Source organism: Paraglaciecola sp. IT1134 (assembly GCF_058068185.1).
Map to the genome: position 1 here is coordinate 5,073,789 of NZ_CM176486.1, position 19,499 is coordinate 5,093,287.

General features: G+C 47.2%; 19 protein-coding genes. 13 read left to right on the forward strand and 6 right to left on the reverse strand.

The features are described from left to right. Positions 1 to 341 precede the first annotated feature (341 nt). Positions 342 to 1,523 (reverse strand): peptidase C39 family protein, encoded by a 1,182-nt coding sequence (locus tag AC3RV5_RS22215; protein WP_489729737.1) that lies wholly within the window; start codon positions 1,521 to 1,523, stop codon positions 342 to 344. Position 1,524: 1 nt separating this feature from the next. After that, entirely contained in the window at positions 1,525 to 2,991 is a 1,467-nt protein-coding gene (locus AC3RV5_RS22220) for a RimK family ATP-grasp domain-containing protein (RefSeq protein WP_489729738.1), read from the reverse strand. A gap of 358 nt (positions 2,992 to 3,349) precedes the next feature. On the opposite strand from AC3RV5_RS22220, the gene AC3RV5_RS22225 reads away from it, so the two are divergent. Continuing rightward, positions 3,350 to 3,571: a hypothetical protein gene (locus AC3RV5_RS22225; RefSeq protein WP_489729739.1), complete on the forward strand. Its 222-nt coding sequence runs from the start codon at positions 3,350 to 3,352 to the stop codon at positions 3,569 to 3,571. 55 nt (positions 3,572 to 3,626) lie between these two features. Here AC3RV5_RS22225 and AC3RV5_RS22230 read toward each other — a convergent pair whose 3' ends face one another. Together AC3RV5_RS22230 and AC3RV5_RS22235 are read right to left on the reverse strand one after the other, a co-directional pair. Further along, positions 3,627 to 4,709 (reverse strand): peptidase M42, encoded by a 1,083-nt coding sequence (locus tag AC3RV5_RS22230; protein WP_489729740.1) that lies wholly within the window; start codon positions 4,707 to 4,709, stop codon positions 3,627 to 3,629. Positions 4,710 to 4,796: 87 nt separating this feature from the next. After that, positions 4,797 to 5,699, reverse strand: a complete 903-nt coding sequence (locus tag AC3RV5_RS22235; RefSeq protein WP_489729741.1) for a phosphoribulokinase — start codon at positions 5,697 to 5,699, stop codon at positions 4,797 to 4,799. A 201-nt stretch (positions 5,700 to 5,900) separates the two neighbouring features. On the opposite strand from AC3RV5_RS22235, the gene ompR reads away from it, so the two are divergent. Both ompR and envZ read left to right on the forward strand, forming a co-directional pair. Further along, positions 5,901 to 6,626: an osmolarity response regulator transcription factor OmpR gene (ompR, locus tag AC3RV5_RS22240; protein ID WP_489729742.1), complete on the forward strand. Its 726-nt coding sequence runs from the start codon at positions 5,901 to 5,903 to the stop codon at positions 6,624 to 6,626. A 9-nt stretch (positions 6,627 to 6,635) separates the two neighbouring features. Further along, the gene (envZ, locus tag AC3RV5_RS22245; RefSeq protein WP_489729743.1) at positions 6,636 to 7,934 is read left to right on the forward strand and encodes a two-component system sensor histidine kinase EnvZ; all 1,299 of its coding nucleotides are present in this window, start codon (positions 6,636 to 6,638) and stop codon (positions 7,932 to 7,934) included. Positions 7,935 to 7,940: 6 nt separating this feature from the next. Here envZ and hslO read toward each other — a convergent pair whose 3' ends face one another. Together hslO and hslR are read right to left on the reverse strand one after the other, a co-directional pair. Beyond that, entirely contained in the window at positions 7,941 to 8,837 is an 897-nt protein-coding gene (gene hslO / locus AC3RV5_RS22250) for an Hsp33 family molecular chaperone HslO (protein ID WP_489729744.1), read from the reverse strand. A 28-nt stretch (positions 8,838 to 8,865) separates the two neighbouring features. Beyond that, complete coding sequence (hslR, locus tag AC3RV5_RS22255) at positions 8,866 to 9,270, reverse strand: ribosome-associated heat shock protein Hsp15 (RefSeq protein WP_489729745.1); 405 nt, start codon at positions 9,268 to 9,270, stop codon at positions 8,866 to 8,868. 110 nt (positions 9,271 to 9,380) lie between these two features. Here hslR and gspC point away from each other — a divergent pair, with 110 nt between their 5' ends. The 10 genes from gspC to gspL all read left to right on the forward strand — a co-directional run bounded on the left by gspC (position 9,381) and on the right by gspL (position 19,499). Further along, entirely contained in the window at positions 9,381 to 10,319 is a 939-nt protein-coding gene (gspC, locus tag AC3RV5_RS22260) for a type II secretion system protein GspC (protein WP_489732234.1), read from the forward strand. Positions 10,320 to 10,321: 2 nt separating this feature from the next. Then, positions 10,322 to 12,367 carry a type II secretion system secretin GspD gene (gspD, locus tag AC3RV5_RS22265; RefSeq protein WP_489729746.1) on the forward strand — a complete coding sequence of 682 codons (2,046 nt, stop codon included), beginning with the start codon at positions 10,322 to 10,324 and terminating at the stop codon, positions 12,365 to 12,367. A gap of 2 nt (positions 12,368 to 12,369) precedes the next feature. Further along, entirely contained in the window at positions 12,370 to 13,932 is a 1,563-nt protein-coding gene (gene gspE / locus AC3RV5_RS22270; RefSeq protein ID WP_489729747.1) for a type II secretion system ATPase GspE, read from the forward strand. Next, positions 13,933 to 15,153 carry a type II secretion system inner membrane protein GspF gene (gene gspF, locus AC3RV5_RS22275; protein WP_489729748.1) on the forward strand — a complete coding sequence of 407 codons (1,221 nt, stop codon included), beginning with the start codon at positions 13,933 to 13,935 and terminating at the stop codon, positions 15,151 to 15,153. Then, a complete protein-coding gene (gene gspG / locus AC3RV5_RS22280) occupies positions 15,153 to 15,593 on the forward strand; it encodes a type II secretion system major pseudopilin GspG (RefSeq protein ID WP_489729749.1) in 441 nt (146 codons plus the stop codon). Before gspF ends, gspG begins: the two co-directional genes overlap by 1 nt. Positions 15,594 to 15,660: 67 nt before the next feature. After that, positions 15,661 to 16,230, forward strand: a complete 570-nt coding sequence (gspH, locus tag AC3RV5_RS22285) for a type II secretion system minor pseudopilin GspH (protein ID WP_489732235.1) — start codon at positions 15,661 to 15,663, stop codon at positions 16,228 to 16,230. Further along, positions 16,227 to 16,613 (forward strand): type II secretion system minor pseudopilin GspI, encoded by a 387-nt coding sequence (gene gspI / locus AC3RV5_RS22290; protein ID WP_489729750.1) that lies wholly within the window; start codon positions 16,227 to 16,229, stop codon positions 16,611 to 16,613. The genes gspH and gspI overlap by 4 nt, the downstream gene beginning before the upstream one ends. Beyond that, positions 16,606 to 17,247, forward strand: a complete 642-nt coding sequence (gene gspJ / locus AC3RV5_RS22295; RefSeq protein WP_489729751.1) for a type II secretion system minor pseudopilin GspJ — start codon at positions 16,606 to 16,608, stop codon at positions 17,245 to 17,247. Before gspI ends, gspJ begins: the two co-directional genes overlap by 8 nt. Then, complete coding sequence (gene gspK / locus AC3RV5_RS22300; RefSeq protein WP_489729752.1) at positions 17,244 to 18,227, forward strand: type II secretion system minor pseudopilin GspK; 984 nt, start codon at positions 17,244 to 17,246, stop codon at positions 18,225 to 18,227. Before gspJ ends, gspK begins: the two co-directional genes overlap by 4 nt. Before the next feature lie 78 nt (positions 18,228 to 18,305). Beyond that, a complete protein-coding gene (gene gspL / locus AC3RV5_RS22305) occupies positions 18,306 to 19,499 on the forward strand; it encodes a type II secretion system protein GspL (RefSeq protein WP_489729753.1) in 1,194 nt (397 codons plus the stop codon).

The window sequence follows — 19,499 nt, forward strand, 5'->3', positions numbered from 1 at the left end:
TCGCTCGAACCCTACCGTAGTCTAAGCACTTGGCTCCAATTCACTTGGCAAATAATCTGTTTATCAAGGATAAAATATCACAAAAATTGCGGCTAATTACGAATAATCATCGGCACAAGTAAAAATTAATGTTACTGCCCGTGTAAGTTTATGATTATTAGATCAATATACTGTTTTTTCTTAGCAGGCTAAAACCTTCATCTGTACATCAGGCTGAGTAAACTTGACTTTTATCATGTATTTGACACTGCCCATTTTGCACAACGTAATACGCTGCTATACAGCGGCTAACCTTCCTTCTAATTTATATTGGGCACTAAGGACAAAATATCAAGCGCCGACTAAGCCCCAGATAGGATAATCTTAGGTTTGGCCACTTTGGGTTTGATCACTACCGCAGTGCGCAACTTATTTTTGCCAAAGGCCGACATACTAAAGAAGTCCTCCTGGGCGATAGGGATATGTTGACAGTCCATGGCCTGGGGATGTAAATCATCAGGATCCGGATCATGCAGATACAAACAGTCATCATCTATATGGGTAACCGTCACCCAATGTGGTATTTTTTTACCATCTAACTGATAGGTGCTGATCAAGCTAATCACTGCCGCGCCCTGACTCAATTCACGCCTTAAATCGGCTAATGGGGGGTCTGTATAAATAATTTTGATTCCCTGAGCCTTGGCTTGTTGTACGAATTGCTCATCAACCGCTTGCATGATGTGTTTCTTGTGTTCACTGCGCACTCCGTCAATAAATAGAGGGTCCTTACTGTTAACGTAAACACTCACCTCAAATTCACGCTGGTGAGCGGCCAAGGCCAAACCAATTGGATGACAGCCACCGTGTCCTGATGTCATAAAGATAGTGGTGGCCTGTCGCCAAATATCCAGCTCCAATGATTGTGACATCTTGATATCACTATTCAAACCAGCCATGGCCATCATCAAAGACGAGGGTCCACAAGTAAACTCCGTAGTCTGCTGATACCAGGGATAAGGCGGCAGCAAACGTAAGGACAAGCTCTGACGGATAGGCTTTTGCATGCGCAGGGCATCAATAGTGCCCTGATAATAATTCGCATAGGTACCAAACGTGCGATACCCCAGGGATTCATAGAGATGTACAGCCGCCTGGTTAGTGCTGGCCACTTCCAAACGAATAAATAATTTACCTTGCACCAAAGTCTGCTGTTCAAGAGCAACCAGCAATTTTCGACCTATGCCCAATCCACGTGTTTCATCACTGACGGCGATGGAGTACAGCCTGGCCAAGCGCGTGCCTTTACGCATTATGACCAAACCGTAAGCCAATAGTTTTTCGTCTTGGGTCGCAACTAAAAACACCCTGTGTGACTCACTAGCTTTAAGCCAATGTTTAAATCGCCGCTGACTTAAGCGATCAGATTCAAAACTGGCATTCTCCAATACCACTAGCTGGTCCAAATCGCAGTCTTTTGCTGGCCGCAGTTGCAGGGAATCAATCTGGCTGTAGGGAATGCCCGCTTCTGGCTTGCCGTACATTTTATTTACCTCTTAACTCTAAGCGATTAGCAAACTCTTGCATGATCACCATGTATAATTCTTTGCCTAAATACAGATCTTCAACTTTGGATTCCAGGCTAGGGTTGTCATTAACTTCAATCACGTATACCTGATTGTTGACCTGTTTAATATCCACCCCATATAAACTTTTGCCCACTATGGCGCTGGCTTTAACTGCTGCGTCTAACACAGGTTTGGGAACTTCAAAGGTTGGCAACGTCTCAAAATCACCGGAAAAGTGTTTTTTCGAGCTGTGGTTATAAATCTGCCAGTGGTTACGCGCCATGAAATAACGGCACGCATATATGGCTCTGCCATTAAGTACACCTATGCGCCAGTCATATTCGGTGAAAACAAATTCCTGCACTAACACCAGGGCCGATTGTTGCAACATATCTGCCAGTTTTAGTTTCAGTTCGACCAAATTTTCGACTTTAAATACACCAATTGAAAACGAACTTTCTGGTAATTTGAGTACCATAGGGTAGTCAAATTCGGTTTCTAATCGCTCACAAGTTTGCACGCTGGCATTGGAAACAAACTGGCTTTTCGGCGAGGGTACTTTGTTGTAACTAAAAGCATCGTGCAGAAAGACTTTGTTACAACAGCGTAAAATAGAAGTGGCATCATCAATTACTTCCAAACCTTCTTGTTCTCCTTTGCGAGCAAGTTGGTAAGTGTGATGATTTATGGCTGTTGTCTCACGAATAAACAGCGCATCAAACTGACTGATCATCGGGCCTTGTTTGGCCGTAATCACTTCGGCATTAATGCCTACCTGTTCTGCTGCCTTGACAAAGTTTTGAATTGCCTTGTTATCACTGGGTGCAGTTTTTTCATCCGGGTTGACTAAAATAGCCATGTCCCAACGAAAACGCTTTTTGTTACTACGACTGCGCCAGTATTTCTGGGTAAAGTGTTCGAGACGCTCGGCAAATAGGGGCCATAATGCCGGATCAATCTCGCGCACACCCAATGCCATCGGCTGCACACTCACACCTTTTTCATCTTGGCCAAAGGTCAGTTTTAAGATAGGAGCGGGAAAACGCTCAAAAACATGTTTGGCAATGCGTTTATACTTTTCGTTTTCTGTCCAGCCAAAAAATACCAATATATCTGTCGGCAAATCATCGCCCAAATGGGTGTAGAGTTCGGCGCTCATATATTTAGGCACATGGGTGGTCACATCGTTTTGATCCGTTAACGAAGCGCTCAGATCGTTGATGGTATTTACACTGGGTAACACCTTGTGTTGGCGGGCCTCTGCCAGTAGAGAACAATAATAACCCTGACTCAAATATCTATCTGTGTCACACAGGTTAATGATACGGGTTTTTGGTTCACCGACCTTGGGGTAATCCGCTAAATATTGGTCAAAATCAATGACACTGGCCTGTAATTCAGGAAAACCATCAGTATCATCAACTACCACTATAGTTTTAAACATTTTAAATACGCTCCACTAATAAAAGAACCTGGCAATCCGGACACTTTATAGCACGCTAATATTAGCCCAAGCCAAGCAAAATAAACATGTTAATCAATCAGTTATGCTTGCTACATCGGAAAGGGCGGCCTGGGCATATCAATTAGTGCGCAATATAGGCTTAAGTCAGTTTTTTTCAACACTTTTTAACACTCGTTAGCAATTAATTTATGCCCTGAGAATTGGCAAATCCACAGTTGGTTATTCCCTTGACATGTACAAAAAAGAGGCGTAAAAAATCGCTAATTGCACATGATGTGCGGTGCAAGATAATGTTGTTACTATGTTACAAGGCCAATGTGAAATCCGCGAGGAATACATGAAATTTATACTAGGATTGTTTTTTTCACTAACATTATTTGCTGCTACTGCAGATGAGGGTGACGTTGCCGATGCCGCGTTGATAGCCGAACTTAAACAGTATTGCACAGAAGTAGCAGCTGAAGACGGAACAGGGAACAAAAGCCGCGAGCAATTTATGCTCGATTGCGTGAATGAAGAATTAGCCAGCGAAGGTTATCAGGCATTAGATAAGCTCTAAATTAACCTATCAGGTACACCCCAGCCACGCATCTTGGCGTGGCTGGGTGCCTATATTAAATTTGTCCCGAGGATAACGCCGATAACATCGTTAAAAATCCGGCCACCGAAGTCAAGGGTGCCGATTCCTGCATAGTGTGATACCCGGAAGACGGAATTTGCAAAGTGGTACCGTCCACCAGGCCATTGGAAGCCGCGATGATCCGCCCTAATTCCGTGGCACCTAAAGAATTAGCTTGTTCGCCTTTACTAATCAGAAGTGCGTTTTGTGCTTCCACATAACTATCTTTGAATTGATAGCTCAGTTCGAGTTTTTGACACAATGACACTAAACGGTCAGTTAATGGCGCATTAAATGTAGCGTTGGCATCTTTGTGGCGCAAAACTAGATGTTGTTGCCCAGCAGTGGGGAAATCGGGATAGGGGCTGGTATCCACCACCACCAGTTGGTTGGTAGAGCCGCCAAAACGTCTGAACCATTCAAGTAAATAACGCCAGCTCTTGCCCGCTTCTTCCTGGGCGGTAAAAAAGGCGGTTCCCTGAAACCCTTGTTCAAATAAGTACACCAAGGCAGCGGTGCTTAGAATATTGTCAAGCTGCCCCACCAGAGCCTTTTGCGTGACTTTAAGTTTATCGGTGAAGGCTACCGGGGTACCGGCCACGACATGTTCCAAGCCATCCACGCTAAAGATAAGGTTATTGCGATATTCGCAAACATAAGCACCTTTTATCACTCCGCGTCCTCGGTAGGCCCCAGACCAGGGTTCATAGGCATAAACCGGCTCATCGTCGAAACGGTCGACTATTTTCTGCATTAAGCTTTCACTGACCGAATTACCCAATAAATCAGACCTCGCCCCAGCAACAAAAGCTGCATATTGAAATTCATTAGGGCCGGTACAAATTAAACCGTGACGGTCAATATGCGCCGAAAACATCATACTGTCTGGCTGATTGCCCTGGGCAACAAGTAAACCTTCATACCAAGTCACCTTTGCCCCTCTTTCTTCCAGTTCCCGTTGTAAGACCCTGAAAAATGAATGTTCGGCCCCTACCACACTAGGATTGCGCATCAAGGTACTCAGCAGTTCGATAAAAGATGGGGGTAAAAGCGAGTTCGAAGCTGTGTTGTTATACATAGGGTAATAACCTGAAATAATTGATGTTTAAAAGACGACAAAGATCATAACGCCATATTCGACGTGCTGATAAACTGCTCGATAATGTTATTTATCTGTTACCCAATCCATTTGGAAACCCGCACGCCGTTTTTTATCCAGCAGTTCTTCCAATAAAGGCGTCAGGATCAATTCCATGGCTAAACCCATCTTGCCACCCGGTACCACTATAGTATTGATGCGAGACATAAAGGCACCTTCGATCATCTGCAGTAAATATGGATAATTAACCGTTTTCATTTCACGACGAAAACGCACCACGACAAAACTTTCATCCTGACTGGGAATTTCACGGGCACTAAAGGGATTGGAGGTATCCACAGTTGGTACGCGCTGGAAGTTAACATGGGTACGGGAAAATTGTGGTGTTATATACTGAAAATAATCGTCCAGGCTGCGCACTATGCTACTCATTACCGCTTCCCGGGAATGTCCCCTGTCAGTGGTATCCCGGACAATTTTCTGGATCCATTCTAGGTTGACTATGGGTACCATGCCGACTAACAAGTCTACATGTTTGGCCACGTCTGCCTCTTCGGTCGCCACGCCGCCGTGTAAACCTTCATAAAATAAAACATCGGTATTGCCCGGTAAATCCTGCCAAGGGGTAAAAGTACCTGGCATCTGGTTAAACGGCACGGCCTCGTCGAAGCTGTGCAAATATTGACGATGCTGACCTCTACCGGTTTCTGCGTATTCTCTAAATAGCTGTTCGAGCATCACAAAGTCATTGGCTTTGGGGCCAAAATAACTGATATGACGGCCCTGTTCCTGGGCCTTGCGGATTTCTACTTCCATTTCGGGTCGTGTAAAACGATGAAAACTGTCACCGGCCACCACGGCTGCATCCACCGATAAATTCCTGAAAATATGGCGAATAGCATTAGTTGTTGATGTGGTACCGGCACCGGACGAACCGGTGATAGCAATAATTGGATGTTTTACAGACATGCAGGCTTCTTTGCGGTAAAAACGAAGACTATTTATAAGCAAGCCCTCTGTCCCGGTCAAGCCCAATTCACATTTACTTATAGCTTTGCGGGATAAAACGACAAACTTTGTAACAAACCAGCAGGCATGAGCAGAATTGTAAGCTTTGGAATTACCAGGGTTTCACTTATAGTAAATTAAAAGTGACTTAGGGAGACTCTCATGGGACAAGAAACCACCAAAATCTTGGTTGTAGATGACGATATGCGTTTGCGCAGCTTGCTGGAACGTTATCTGGTTGAACAAGGTTATCAAGTGCGTGCTGCGGCCAATTCGGAACAAATGGACAGATTGCTCGAGCGTGAAAATTTTCACTTGATGGTGCTTGATCTGATGCTGCCGGGAGAAGATGGTCTGTCTATTTGTCGCCGTTTACGCCAAAAAGAAAATCAAATTCCGATCATTATGCTCACGGCTAAAGGGGACGAAGTCGATCGCATTATAGGCCTTGAAATGGGTGCGGATGATTATTTACCTAAACCCTTCAATCCCAGAGAGTTATTAGCCCGCGCCAAGGCCGTATTGCGCCGCAAGACGATTGAGGCCCCAGGCGCTCCTTCGCAGGCTGAACAAATAGTTGAATTTGGTAAATTTAAATTAAATCTGGGCACCAGGGAGATGACGGCAGATAATGTGCCTATGACGCTAACCAGCGGCGAATTCGCGGTATTAAAGTCCCTGGTTACTCATCCCCGTGCGCCCTTGTCCAGAGATAAGTTGATGAACCTGGCTCGCGGTCGAGATTACAGCGCGCTGGAACGCAGTATAGATGTGCAGGTCTCTCGCTTACGCCGCATGTTAGAAGAAGACCCCGCCAATCCGCGTTATATTCAAACGGTCTGGGGTCTGGGGTATGTATTTGTGCCAGATGGTGAAGGTGCAGGCTAGTCGCAAATTGTGAGATTCCTTCCTAAAAGCGCATTTGGCCAGACTGTACTGCTGATTGGTATGTTGTTATTGATCAATCAGGTGGTGTCCTACTTATCCGTTACCTATTATTTTATCCGTCCAAGTTATCAGCAGATCAACAGCTTGTTGGCCACCCAAATCAACCTGATGTTTCTAGATGAAATAGATCACAGAGATCCGGAATTACACCAGCGTTTTTTTCAGGCCACTGGTATAAAGGTACTTAACGCAAAACAGGCAAAACGTGAAGGGGTTGAGCAAGCCACGTTTTATCCCTATTTATCCCGGCAAATGTCCAGCAAATTGCAAGGCGAAGCCGAAGTGCGTATCACTCCAGGCAACCCCTACCTGGTCTGGGTTAAGCCCCCCCAGGACCCCAACCTCTGGATCACTATCCCCATGCTGGGGCGGGGCGAAGCTGATATTTCACCTTTAACTATTTATTTGTTGGTCATCGGCATACTCAGCGTCGCAGGGGGCTGGATATTCGTGCGGCGTTTGAATAAACCCTTGCAGGCCCTGCAACACGCGGCCATTGAAGTGGGCCGGGGTAATGTGCCGGCGCCGTTAAAAGAGCAGGGCTCCAGCGAGTTGATGGCGGTGACCCAGGCCTTTAACCAGATGTCCAAAGGCATCAAACAACTAGAGGATGACAGGGCTTTGCTAACGGCCGGCATTTCCCATGATTTACGCACCCCTTTGACCCGCATTCGTTTGGCCACAGAAATGTTACCGGATGGCCAGGACTGGATAAAAGATGGCATAGTGCATGACATCGAAGATATGAACGAAATAATCGATCAGTTCATCAATTACGTGCGCCAGGATCAGCAGGAGCCTCTGGAAAACACAGATATCAACGACCTGATTAAGGATGCGGTACAAGCCCGCAACATAGAAGAACACCACAACATCCAGCTAACTTTGCAACCCATTCCCGCCATCTGGATCCGCCGAGTCGCGTTAAAACGTGTACTGGAGAATTTGCTAGAAAACGCCTTTCGTTACGGCAGTGATGACATAGTCATTCATTCAGGTTATGACAAAGTTCACAAACAGGTATTTTTCTCAGTCCGAGACTTTGGCCCGGGCATTGATGAACAACAGGTTGAAAGCTTATTTCGCCCTTTCACCCAAGGTGATAAAGCCCGGGGTAGCCTGGGTTCTGGTTTGGGTCTGGCGATCATCAAGCGCATAGTAGACATGCATGCTGGCAAAGTGGTGTTAAAAAATCACCCGGATGGTGGTTTGATCGCCAGCGTCTATATTCCTCATAAAGATCATTGATCGAGTTTACTGGGTTCTCTTGGGCGTGCTCGCGCTGGAGAAGGTTCCTGCATGGATTGTTTCAACGTCTATGCCATCGAAACGGTATTCGCTATGGCAATACTGACAATCCATCTTGACCGCCCCTTCTTGGGCAACAATATCCAATAATTCCTGTTTATCCACGGCAGCTAAGGCATTGGCACTTCGCTCGCGACTGCAGCTACATTTAAATTCAACAGGGGTCGCTGGAAAAACCTCCACATCTTCCTGATGGTACAAACGGTATAAAATATCTTCTACCTCCAGAGTAAACAGCTCCTCATCCTGTATGGTTTCGGTCAATTGCACTAAATGCTCAAAGCTGGTATCTGCGGTGACAGTGGCGGCACTGCTGGTAGGTAGTACTTGCAATAACATGCCGCAGGCTTTGGCACCGGATGCAGGTTGCTGGGAACGTAAAATAACCTTGGTTGCCAACTGCTCCGACTGTTGAAAATAACGTTCGATACACTGGGCGAGTGAGTCCTGATCCAGCGCTACCATACCCTGGTAACGTTTACCTTCTTTGGGCGTAATAGTGATCACCAGTACGCCTTTTTCGAACAAGCTGGGGAAGTCATCGGGTAATTCCAGGCTCTCATCCCAGCGGGCCACGCCTCTGAGTTGCTGTTCATGGGTACCATTAATCACTGCATATTTTAGCGGCCCCTCACTTTGCAGTTGTAGCGCTATTTCACCTTCAAATTTTAAGGTGGCGCTGAGCAGACTGGCCGCCGCCATCAACTCCCCTAACAGACGCTGCAAGACGGGTGGATAATGATAGGAATTCAGAATAGCTTGATAGCTGTGTTCTAGACGTACTAATTCACCACGGACATGGGTTTGATTAAAAATATAACGGTGGAGTTGATCAAATGACATAATAAATTCTCGTTGAAATCACAAATACTTACTGCTGTTTTAATTGAATAATTTGTCGGCGCTGTTTTTTATCAGGGCGATGATCGGGTTTAGGATTATACAGTGCCCCAAGTTTACGGGCCTCAGTATTTTTTAGCCGTTGAGTAATACTTTGTTCACTCTCCTGATAAAGCAATTGTGCTTGTTCCGCGCCGCGCCGCTGCTGAGCTAAGGCTAGCACTATTATTTCTTTTACGTCGTAGCCTTGGGGAACTTTTAACTGTGCGCCAAGCTCTACTAGCTTACCTGGTTTACAGCGCTGTCCACTATACTGAACTTTACCGGACTGCACGGCCTCTCTGGCCAAGGCACGGGTTTTGTAAAAGCGTGCGGCCCATAACCACTTGTCCAGGCGAACACTTTTTTCTACAACAGAATTTTTAGAATTTTGCATAACATTGACCAATTTGTAATATTTTCGTAAAGAAATCTGAATAGAGTTGTGACCCCTTGACCGACTCGCTATCATTGGTGACAATTAAATTGATGCCCGACCCTGAGACCATGACAGTCACGAACTACAACTTCAATCATATATGGCCCCAATTACTTAAATATCAACAGCAAATAAACTGGCTGGTTGTTGCGGTATTGAGCTTGTTTTTATTGGCCTATGCGGCCGAGATAACCTGGCGCATCTGGCCTGATTCAGACATGTCCGTAAAAACGGACACTGTGACAACGACACGCGCCCGGCAAGACCTGGCTGCGAAGCAGCTCGACTTGGCGGCTATCAAACGCCTGAATTTATTTGGCGATTTGCTTGCCCAACCACTGGTGGAGAGCGAGGTAACAGACGCACCACAAACCAGATTGAATCTGACCCTGACCGGGGTGGTATCCAGTTCAGAACTAGCACAGGGCGCGGCGATTATCGAAAATCAAGGTAGTCAGGAAACCTATGGCTTGGGGGAGAAAATCTTGGGTACTAACGCTACCTTAAAAGAAGTTTATGCCGATCGAGTCATCATTCGAAATAATAGCATCAACGAGACCCTGATGCTGGATGGTCTGGATTACCAAAAAACCCAGTCAAAAAACCGCCCCATGCCCTCCCCTACAACAATGCGCTCCATTTCCCCGGCACAACCCATACAACGTCATGTTACTTTGTCAGACGAGGCACTAGATACTACCCGCTCATTGCAGCAGCAGCCGTCGAGTTTTACGGATTTCATCGCCGTGGCACCTCATCGCCCCGATGGCCAACTTAGAGGTTATCGTGTTAGCCCGGGCAATAAACCTGCATTATTTAACGCCGCCGGCTTGCAAACAGGTGATATAATCACTGAAATAAACGGATTGGATTTGACCGATATGCAGCAGTCAGTCGAGGCCATGGGCGAATTGCGCCAGGCTCAGTCCTTACAAATCACTGTAAATCGTGGCAATGAATTACTGACGCTTTATCTAGACTTACCCGACGCTGAACAGGAATTGTGATAATGAATTTGATTAGGCGAACGAGCCAAAACGTAGTGAAGGGCTTGTTAGTAGTCGCTGGTGCCGTTTTGTTTTGTGTATGCAATAGTGTCTTTGCGGCGGAATATTCGCCCAATTTTAAAAATACCGAAATTAGCGAATTTATCACTATAGTCGGTAAAAACCTGAAAAAAACCATCATAGTGGACCCCAACGTGCGCGGTAAAATTTCCGTGCGCAGCTATGATTTGTTGACTGAGGAGCAATATTACCAATTTTTCCTCAACGTCCTCCAGGTATACGGTTATGCAGCCGTGGAAATGCCCAGTGGCATAGTCAAAATTGTGCGTTCCAAAGACGCCAAAACCTCAAATATTCCGGTGGTCGAAGGCACTCCCTTTGACGGTGATGAAATGATCACCCGGGTCATGCCGGTTTATAATGTGCCGGTGCGCGAACTGGCTCCTATCTTACGTCAGCTAAACGACCAGGCAGGCGGCGGCAACGTTGTCAGCCATGATGCATCAAACGTGATGATGCTCACCGGACGGGCAGCAGTGGTCAATCGTTTGGTGGAAATCATCGAACGAGTCGATAAAGCCGGCGATGAAGAAGTCGAGATCATCAAACTAAAGTTTGCCTCCGCCTCTGAAATGGTGCGTATTATCGACAGCATCAACAAGTCTTCAGGCAAAGCCAATAGCGGTGGCAAAGATGCACCAAGAGCGGTGGCAGATGACAGAACCAATAGCATTATTGTCAGTGGTGATGTCAAAGCCAGAAAACGTATCATTAACTTGATCACCCGCATGGATCAGGAGCTGGAAACCAATGGCAATACCCGGGTTATCTTCCTCAATTATTCCAAGGCTGACGAACTGGTCAAAGTATTACAAGGGGTCAGTGCCAGTATTCAAGCCGAAGAACAAGGGTCGGCCAAGGGCACCAGCAAAGGTACCACCCGGGAAGTCAGTATTGATGCCCATGAAGACTCCAATGCTTTGGTGATCACTGCCCAGCCGGACATGATGCGTTCTCTGGAAGAAGTGATCCGCCAATTGGATATACGCCGTGCCCAGGTTCAGGTTGAGGCCATTATTGTTGAAGTATTTGAGGGCGACGGTACCACTTTGGGTGTGCAGTGGGGTAGCGAAAAATTTGGCTTGCAACAATTTAACAATGGCGTCGTTGGCATAGGCCAGCTAGCGGTCGCGGCAGAACAAGCCGCAGATACCACCACCACTACCACAGGTTTTGATGATAACGGCCAACCCTACTCGTTTGATGCAACAACACCCGGGGATTTTACCGCCCTGGCTTCTTTACTTGGGGGAGTGAATGGATTTCTGGTTGGTGCAGTAAAAGACGGCTGGGGCGCGGTATTACAGGCCGTCAGTACCGATACTAACTCCAACGTACTTGCCACTCCCCATTTGACCACCCTGGATAACGAAGAGGCATTTTTTATCGTCGGTCAGGAAGTTCCCATCATTACCGGCTCCACTACAGGTTCAAATAATGCTAATCCTTTCCAATCGGTAGAACGTCAAGAGGTGGGCATAAAACTCAAGGTCACCCCGCAAATCAATGAGGGGGATGCAGTACAATTATTGATTGAACAGGAAGTCTCCAGTATCAGCGGGGCCACTGCCGTGGATATACTCATTAATAAACGTCAAATTAAAACCACTGTTATTGTCGATGATGGCGGTACGATAGTGCTCGGAGGGCTTATTGATGAGGATGTTCAGGAAAGTGTATCCAAGGTGCCTTTTCTGGGGGATATTCCGTTGTTGGGTAACTTGTTCAAATCCACCACGACCAGTAAAACCAAACGTAATCTGATGGTCTTTATCCGCCCAACTATCGTGCGTGATGGGATCACTATGAATGACATCAGTAAACGCAAGTATAACTACATTCGTGCCGAGCAGCTCAAACTCCAATCAGAGGGTATCCCTCTGATGCCATTTTCAGAGACACCCGCCTTGCCCGAATGGGATGAGAGTTTAAGTTTGCCACCGTCATACGACGAATATATGCAGAAAAAAGACAAGGAACAAAAGTAATTATGACGCCCCATAGGCTCAGTACTGTTGACGCCGAAGAGCAAGCTCTGGTAGAAGCGGGCGCAGATCTCGATGCGCCTATTGATGAGCCCGAGCACAAGCAGCTGGCTTTTAGTTTTGCCAAGCGCCACAAGGTGTTACTTGATACAGGCGAAAAACCGGCGGCATTATATCACACCAGTGAAACCAATTTTTTGATCTTCGCCGAAGTCAGACGTTTTCTGGGGGAAGAATTTCAGCTCAAAGAAATCGAAATCGGTCAATTCGAAAAACTGCTGACCAATGCTTTTCAACGTGACTCATCGGCCGCCAAACAATTGATGGAAGATATCGGCAATGAAAGTGATTTGTTTGCCTTGGCGGAAGAGTTGCCCGATACCGAAGATTTACTAGAAAGTGAAGATGACGCCCCAATAATCAAATTAATCAACGCCATGCTAGGTGAAGCGATTAAAGAAGGTGCGTCGGATATTCACATTGAAACCTTCGAAACCCAGCTGATGGTGCGTTTTCGGGTCGATGGGGTATTGCGGGAAATTTTACGGCCCAATCGCAAAATGGCCTCAATGTTGGTTTCCCGGATCAAGGTTATGTCAAAAATGGACATCGCCGAAAAACGCGTTCCCCAGGATGGGCGTATTACCTTGCGCATTGCCGGGCGGGCGGTTGACGTCAGGGTGTCCACCATGCCTTCGAGTCACGGCGAGCGGGTCGTGTTGCGGCTACTGGATAAAAATAATGTACGCTTGAACTTGGAAGACTTGGGGATGACGAAGGCCAACCGCGGGCATATGTCCAGTTTGATCCGCAAACCCCACGGTATTATTTTAGTCACAGGCCCCACAGGCTCAGGTAAATCTACCACCTTATATGCCAGTCTTAGCGAAATTAACTCCAAGGATCGCAATATTTTAACGGTTGAGGATCCCATAGAGTTCGATTTGCAAGGCATAGGTCAAACCCAGGTCAATCCCAAGGTCGACATGACCTTTGCCCGTGGGTTACGGGCCATATTGCGCCAGGATCCAGACGTGGTCATGGTCGGTGAGATCCGCGATCTGGAAACCGCCCAAATTGGCGTGCAAGCCAGTTTAACCGGTCACCTGGTCATGTCTACTTTACATACCAACACCGCAGCCGGGGCGATCACCCGTTTGGAAGACATGGGCATTGAACCTTTTTTATTATCCTCCAGTTTGCTCGCGGTCCTGTCCCAGCGTCTGGTGCGCACCCTGTGCCCAAATTGTAAAATTCCCCATACCCCCAATGATCAGGAACTGGCTATTTTGGGCGCAAAACGATTACCTGACATCCCCCATACCATGTTTAGCCCAAAAGGCTGTGCCGCATGCAATCAAACCGGGTATCGTGGACGAACCGGGATCCATGAGTTGTTGATAGTAAATGAGGGCATACGCGAATTGATCCACAACGGTCATGGTGAACAGGCCATTGAAAAATACATTCGCCAGACCACGCCCAGTATTCGCGATGATGGTTGCGATAAAGTGTTAAGCGGGGTCACCTCACTGGAAGAAGTGCTGCGCGTAACACGGGAAGAATAAATGGCTGCTTTTACTTACAAAGCCATGGACCGCAACGGCAAAAATAAAAGCGGTGTATTGGAGGGCGACAACGCCAGACAAATACGCCAGCAGCTGCGCGAACAAAGCTTGATCCCACTGGAAGTGGAACAAGTGGCAGACAAAGAGCGTAAATCTGCCAACCAGTTCTCCCTGTTCAAACCTAAAATATCCGCCTCTGATTTGGCCCTGTTGACCCGTCAGCTCGCCATCCTGGTTGAATCCTCGATCCCCATTGAAGAGGCGTTACTGGCTGTGGCGGAGCAGTCCGAGAAGCCCCGGCAGAAAAACATGATGATGGCCGTACGCAGCAAGGTAGTAGAAGGTCATAATTTGGCAGATGCCATGGGCGAATTCCCCCATATATTTGATGAGTTATTTCGCGCCATGGTCGCCGCAGGTGAAAAATCTGGACATTTGGATACCGTGCTTAATCGTTTGGCCGATTACACCGAAAAGCGCCAACAAACCCGCAGCCAGATCACCCAGGCCATGGTTTACCCCACCCTGATGATGTTCTTCGCTCTTGGCATAGTTTTGTTGTTGCTCACTGTGGTGGTGCCAAAAATTGTTGGCCAATTCGAGCATATGGGCCAGGATCTGCCTACTATCACTAAGGTTTTGATTAATATTAGCGAATGGATGCAAAGTTATGGTCTGGTTTTTATCTTGGTCCTGATCGCCATCGTCATTTTTGTGCTGCAATTACTGCAACGGCCGGTGATGAAAAAACGTTATCACAAGTTTATTTTAGGTTTGCCTCTACTGGGCAAAGTATCAAAAGGTCTCAATACGGCTCGATTTGCCCGCACCTTGAGCATTTTAACCTCCAGTGCGGTGCCGTTACTGGAAAGCATGAAAATTTCCAGTGATGTATTGGAGAACTTGTATATTCGTGACGCGGTCAAAGGAGCATCCGGCAATGTAAAAGAAGGATCGAGCCTGCGCGTTGCACTGGAGAAAACCAAAATGTTTCCCCCCATGATGATGCACATGATTGCGTCAGGAGAGCGCAGTGGCGAGCTGCAGCAGATGCTTGGGCGGGCGGCAGATAACCAGGATCGGGAATTTGAATCCCTGGTCAGTGTCTCGCTCAAGGTGTTTGAACCTATGTTAATCGTCACTATGGCGGGCATAGTCCTGTTCATCGTGATGGCAATCTTGCAACCTATTTTAGCTTTAAACAATATGGTGAATATGTAATGAAACCCCTAAACCGCAAACAACAAGGCTTCAGTTTAATAGAAGTAATGGTAGTACTGCTGATAATCGGCATCATGGCTTCGATGATTGCGCCGTCCATTTTGGGCAATCAGGAGCAAGCACAATTAAAAAAAGCCGCAGTAGATATTCAACAACTGGAAAGTGCCCTTGAGATGTATAAACTGCGCAACAACGTGTTTCCTACCAGCGAACAGGGCCTGGAAGCTCTGGTCACAGTACCGACTATCGATCCCATTCCACGTAATTACCAAGAGGGTGGATTCATCAGACGTTTACCCGAAGATCCCTGGGGTAACCCCTATCAATTACTCAGTCCTGGCGAAGTGGGGGTCATCGATATCTTCTCCAATGGTCCGGATGGCGAACCGGGTACGGATGACGATATCGGCAATTGGAACCTTAACGACTACCTGGGCTAACAGTCTGATGCTCAAATCGCTCATCAAAACGCGAGCAAAAAACACGGGTTTTACGCTGCTGGAAGTCATGTTAGTGCTGGCGATTATGGGCCTGGTGGTAAGCACGGTGGTATTTAATGTCACCGGCCAAAGTGGCGAAGAGCGTCTCAAAAAACAGGTACAACGCTTTCAAGTGGTCTTTAGCATGGCGGCGGATTTTGCGGTATTAAACCAGCGCCAATTGGGTTTACGGGTGGAACAGGAAAAACAACAATATGCCTTTATGGTGCTCGATGAGGAGCAGCAATGGCAACAGCTGGATACGGACAAGGTGTTTGCCAGCTACACTTTACCGGAAGAATTCAGCTTCGAACTGCTGCTTAATGATTTACCCTGGGACACCGATGACAGTCTGTTTAATGAAGGCTCCTTTGACGCAGAATTGTCGGTCAGTGATGAAGGCGTCAGCATAGATGATGATGAAGAGAAAAAACTACCACCTCCGCAGATCTTGCTGTTATCCAGTGGCGATATCACCCCCTTTTCCATGACATTTGCCTATGAGCCTGAATTTGGCGCTGAACGGGTGTCTTATTTTCGCATCAATGCCCAGGATTCCCTGCCTTTGCTCCGAGAAGGCCCACTGGACACTTTATGAAACCCGTATCTTATCAAGGGGGAATGACCTTACTTGAGGTCATGGTTGCCTTAGTGATCTTCGCCATGACCGCCACTGCGATTATGAAAGCTGCGGGGGATCATCTGGCTAGCATCGGCCAGATAGAAGAGATTACCTTTGCCACTTGGGTTGCCAATAATCAATTGACCCAACTGAATTTAACCTCCAGCTGGCCACCAAAAAATAACCAGAAAGGTTCGCAAAAAATGGCTGATCGCACCTGGTACTGGCAGCAAAAAGTGCTAAAAACCACTGACAAAGACTTGCTCTCCGTTGAGGTCAGCGTGGCCTTAAGCGAGGATCAGTCGGCACCTATCACTTCAGTTACGAGTTTTGTAGCCAAACGGTCTACCGATGCCTAAACCTGCTCAGCCAAACTCTCCCGCCCACGGCTTTACCTTACTGGAAATACTGATTGCCATGGCCATTTTTACCCTTATCGGGTTGGCCAGTACGTCAGTGTTAACCAGCGTCATCGATAGTGACGAATTATCCACGGAGCGTTTCGAAAAATTGGAAAGTCTGCAGCGGGCTATGCTGACCCTGGAAAGAGACATATTACAAGCCACCCCCAGGGCAGTGCGACTTGAGGGCGAGATGAGCCAACAGGTCATGGTCGGCGGCGCCGATCTGTTTGAAAGCGAAGCCGACGGCCTAGGATTTGTGCACGGAGGTTGGCACAATCCGCAATTTATGCTGCCCCGCAGCACCCTGCAAGCCGTAGGTTATCGCCTGCAGGAAGGCAACTTGCAGCGATTTTATGGTAACTATCTGGATAATGTCATCGGCTATGAGCCTAAAATCAAGATATTGCTGGAAGATGTCGAAGATTTTAGGGTTTATTTTTTGGCTGCCGATGATGAAAAGGCTGGGGAAAGCGTATGGCAGGACAGTTATGCCGGATCAGTGTTACCCAAGGCAGTGGCAATTGAGCTGAGCAGCAAAGATTTCGGCTTTATTCGTCGCGAATTTTTGCTCGCCGGAGGGGGGGCATGACTGCCCATAAGCAGGGTGGTGTCGCACTTATCATCGTACTATTAATAGTAGCCATAGTCAGTGTGCTGGCCACAGAGATGGGTTCACGTTTGCAACTACAGGTAAAGCGTGCAGCGAACATCAAAGATAACAATCAGGCTTACTGGTATGCCATGGGTGCAGAGCAATACGCGCAAAAGTCGATCAAGTTTTTATTAGAAAACAGCGATGGCGTGATCCATTTGAATCAACCCTGGGCGGAAAAATTTGTGTATCCATTGGACGGAGGAGGGATTGAGGCGCAATTATCCGATATGCATGCCTGTTTTAATCTAAACGCCCTGCAGCCGCAAACTACAGCAACCGGTAATCAACCGACGACACAAGCCAGTGAGCACGAACAGGCCTTCAAACGCCTGTTGAGCAATGTTGACAGCGACATACCCACCTATGATATCGACACCTTGACCGACTCTCTTGCTGATTGGCTGGATACAGACGATCGTATGCGCAACCAGGGTGCTGAAGACAGCGAATATGAATCCCGACAATTTCCTTACCTAAGCGCCAATGCGTTGATGGTGCATAACTCAGAATTGCGCCTAGTCAATGGGGTGAAAATGTCCTGGTTCGGCGAGCTGCTACCTGTAGTTTGTGTTATTCCTGGCAACAGTGAGTTGATAATTAACGTCAATACTATTGATGAAAATAACGTTGCCGTGCTGGCCGCCGCCATAGGCGATATGTCCGCTGCGCAAAACGTGGTCGCCAATCGGGGCAAAGAAGGTTTTAAAACCAAGGCGGATTTCTTGGCGGATAGCGCCATTAGTGCGTTAAATCTGCCCCAACAACAACAAGACTGGTTCGACGTCACCACCACACATTTCGTATTGCGTACCCGAACCAAGTACAATAATGCAACTTTTGCTATGGTGACGGTATTTGCTATAGATAAAAACCAAAATGTGTCAGTGTTAAGTCGAGAATTTGGCACATTATAATGCATACATTACATCAACATTTGGTGTCAGCCTAACAGGCTAGCACCTAATTACCGAGTCATCAGGGCAGCCAGTATAATGGAACAATTAGTAGTTAGATTAGGATCAAATCCAGATGATGAGATCCACTGGATAGTGTGGTCAAGTCAGCTGGACGACGTCATCGCCAGCGGAGAACTACCTGGAGCCGAACATTTGGCGACCTTGAGTGATCGGGCCGGCCAACGTCCCATTATCGCCCTGGTTCCTACCAGCGACGTATTACTAAAATGGGTCAGTTTACCTAACAAAGCCAGTCGCAAGGCCCTAAGTGCTATTCCCTTTATACTTGAGGATGAAATCAGCGGCGATATCGCCTTGCAATTTTTTGCCCTTGGTCCTAAAAGGGACGGCGAACAAGCGGTTGCTGTTGTCAATAAAGAAAAGTTGCAAAGTTGGTTAGGGATCATGCACCAGGCTGGTCTTAAATGCGACTGCCTACTGCCGGACGTATTGGCTCTACCTCAAGCGCAAGATGGATGGGCGATACTGCAGTTAGGCCCACATTTGCTGATCCGTCAGAATCAATGGAGTGGTTTGCAAGGGGAAAAGAGTTGGCTAATCCAGGCTGTCAATCATTATGCCAAACAGCAAGGAGCTCCACTAAACATAGAAAATCATACTGATTTGTCTCTGGGTGAGCTAAATCATGTCATTATACAACAACAGCCCCTGGACATGCCAATGAAGGTGTTGGCAAAGGGTGCCACTAATGCGAGTTTTAATCTGTTGCAAGGGCAGTTCAAACCCAGCAAGAAAAGCAGCGGCTCCTTGATAAAATGGCGGTTGGCAGCCGCACTGGCAATTGTTGCCCTGTCTACCACCTTAGTCGACAAAGTTATCCAGCAGCAGCAACTTAGCGTCCAGCGCGGGGCATTGAGCGAACAGATCAGCGCCCAATTCAAACGAGCGTTTCCTAATGCTGGTCCTTATAGAGACGTGAAAGCCACCATGCGCAGCAAGTTAATTGCCTTGGAACAAGGGGGGGGGGGATCCTCCATGTTAGGCATGATGACTCAACTGGCCAATGCATTCGAACAAAGTCAGGTCAAACCCGCCACGATCAAGTTTGATGCCATGCGCAAAGAGCTACGTCTGCAAGCCATGGCCGCTGACTTCGAGGCCTTGGAGCAATTTATACGTCTTGCTCAAGCCAGTGGTTTTGTGGTTGAGCAAGGTGCCATCAACAACAGGGATAACCAGGTTATCGGTTCATTGTTGATCAGGAGCTAA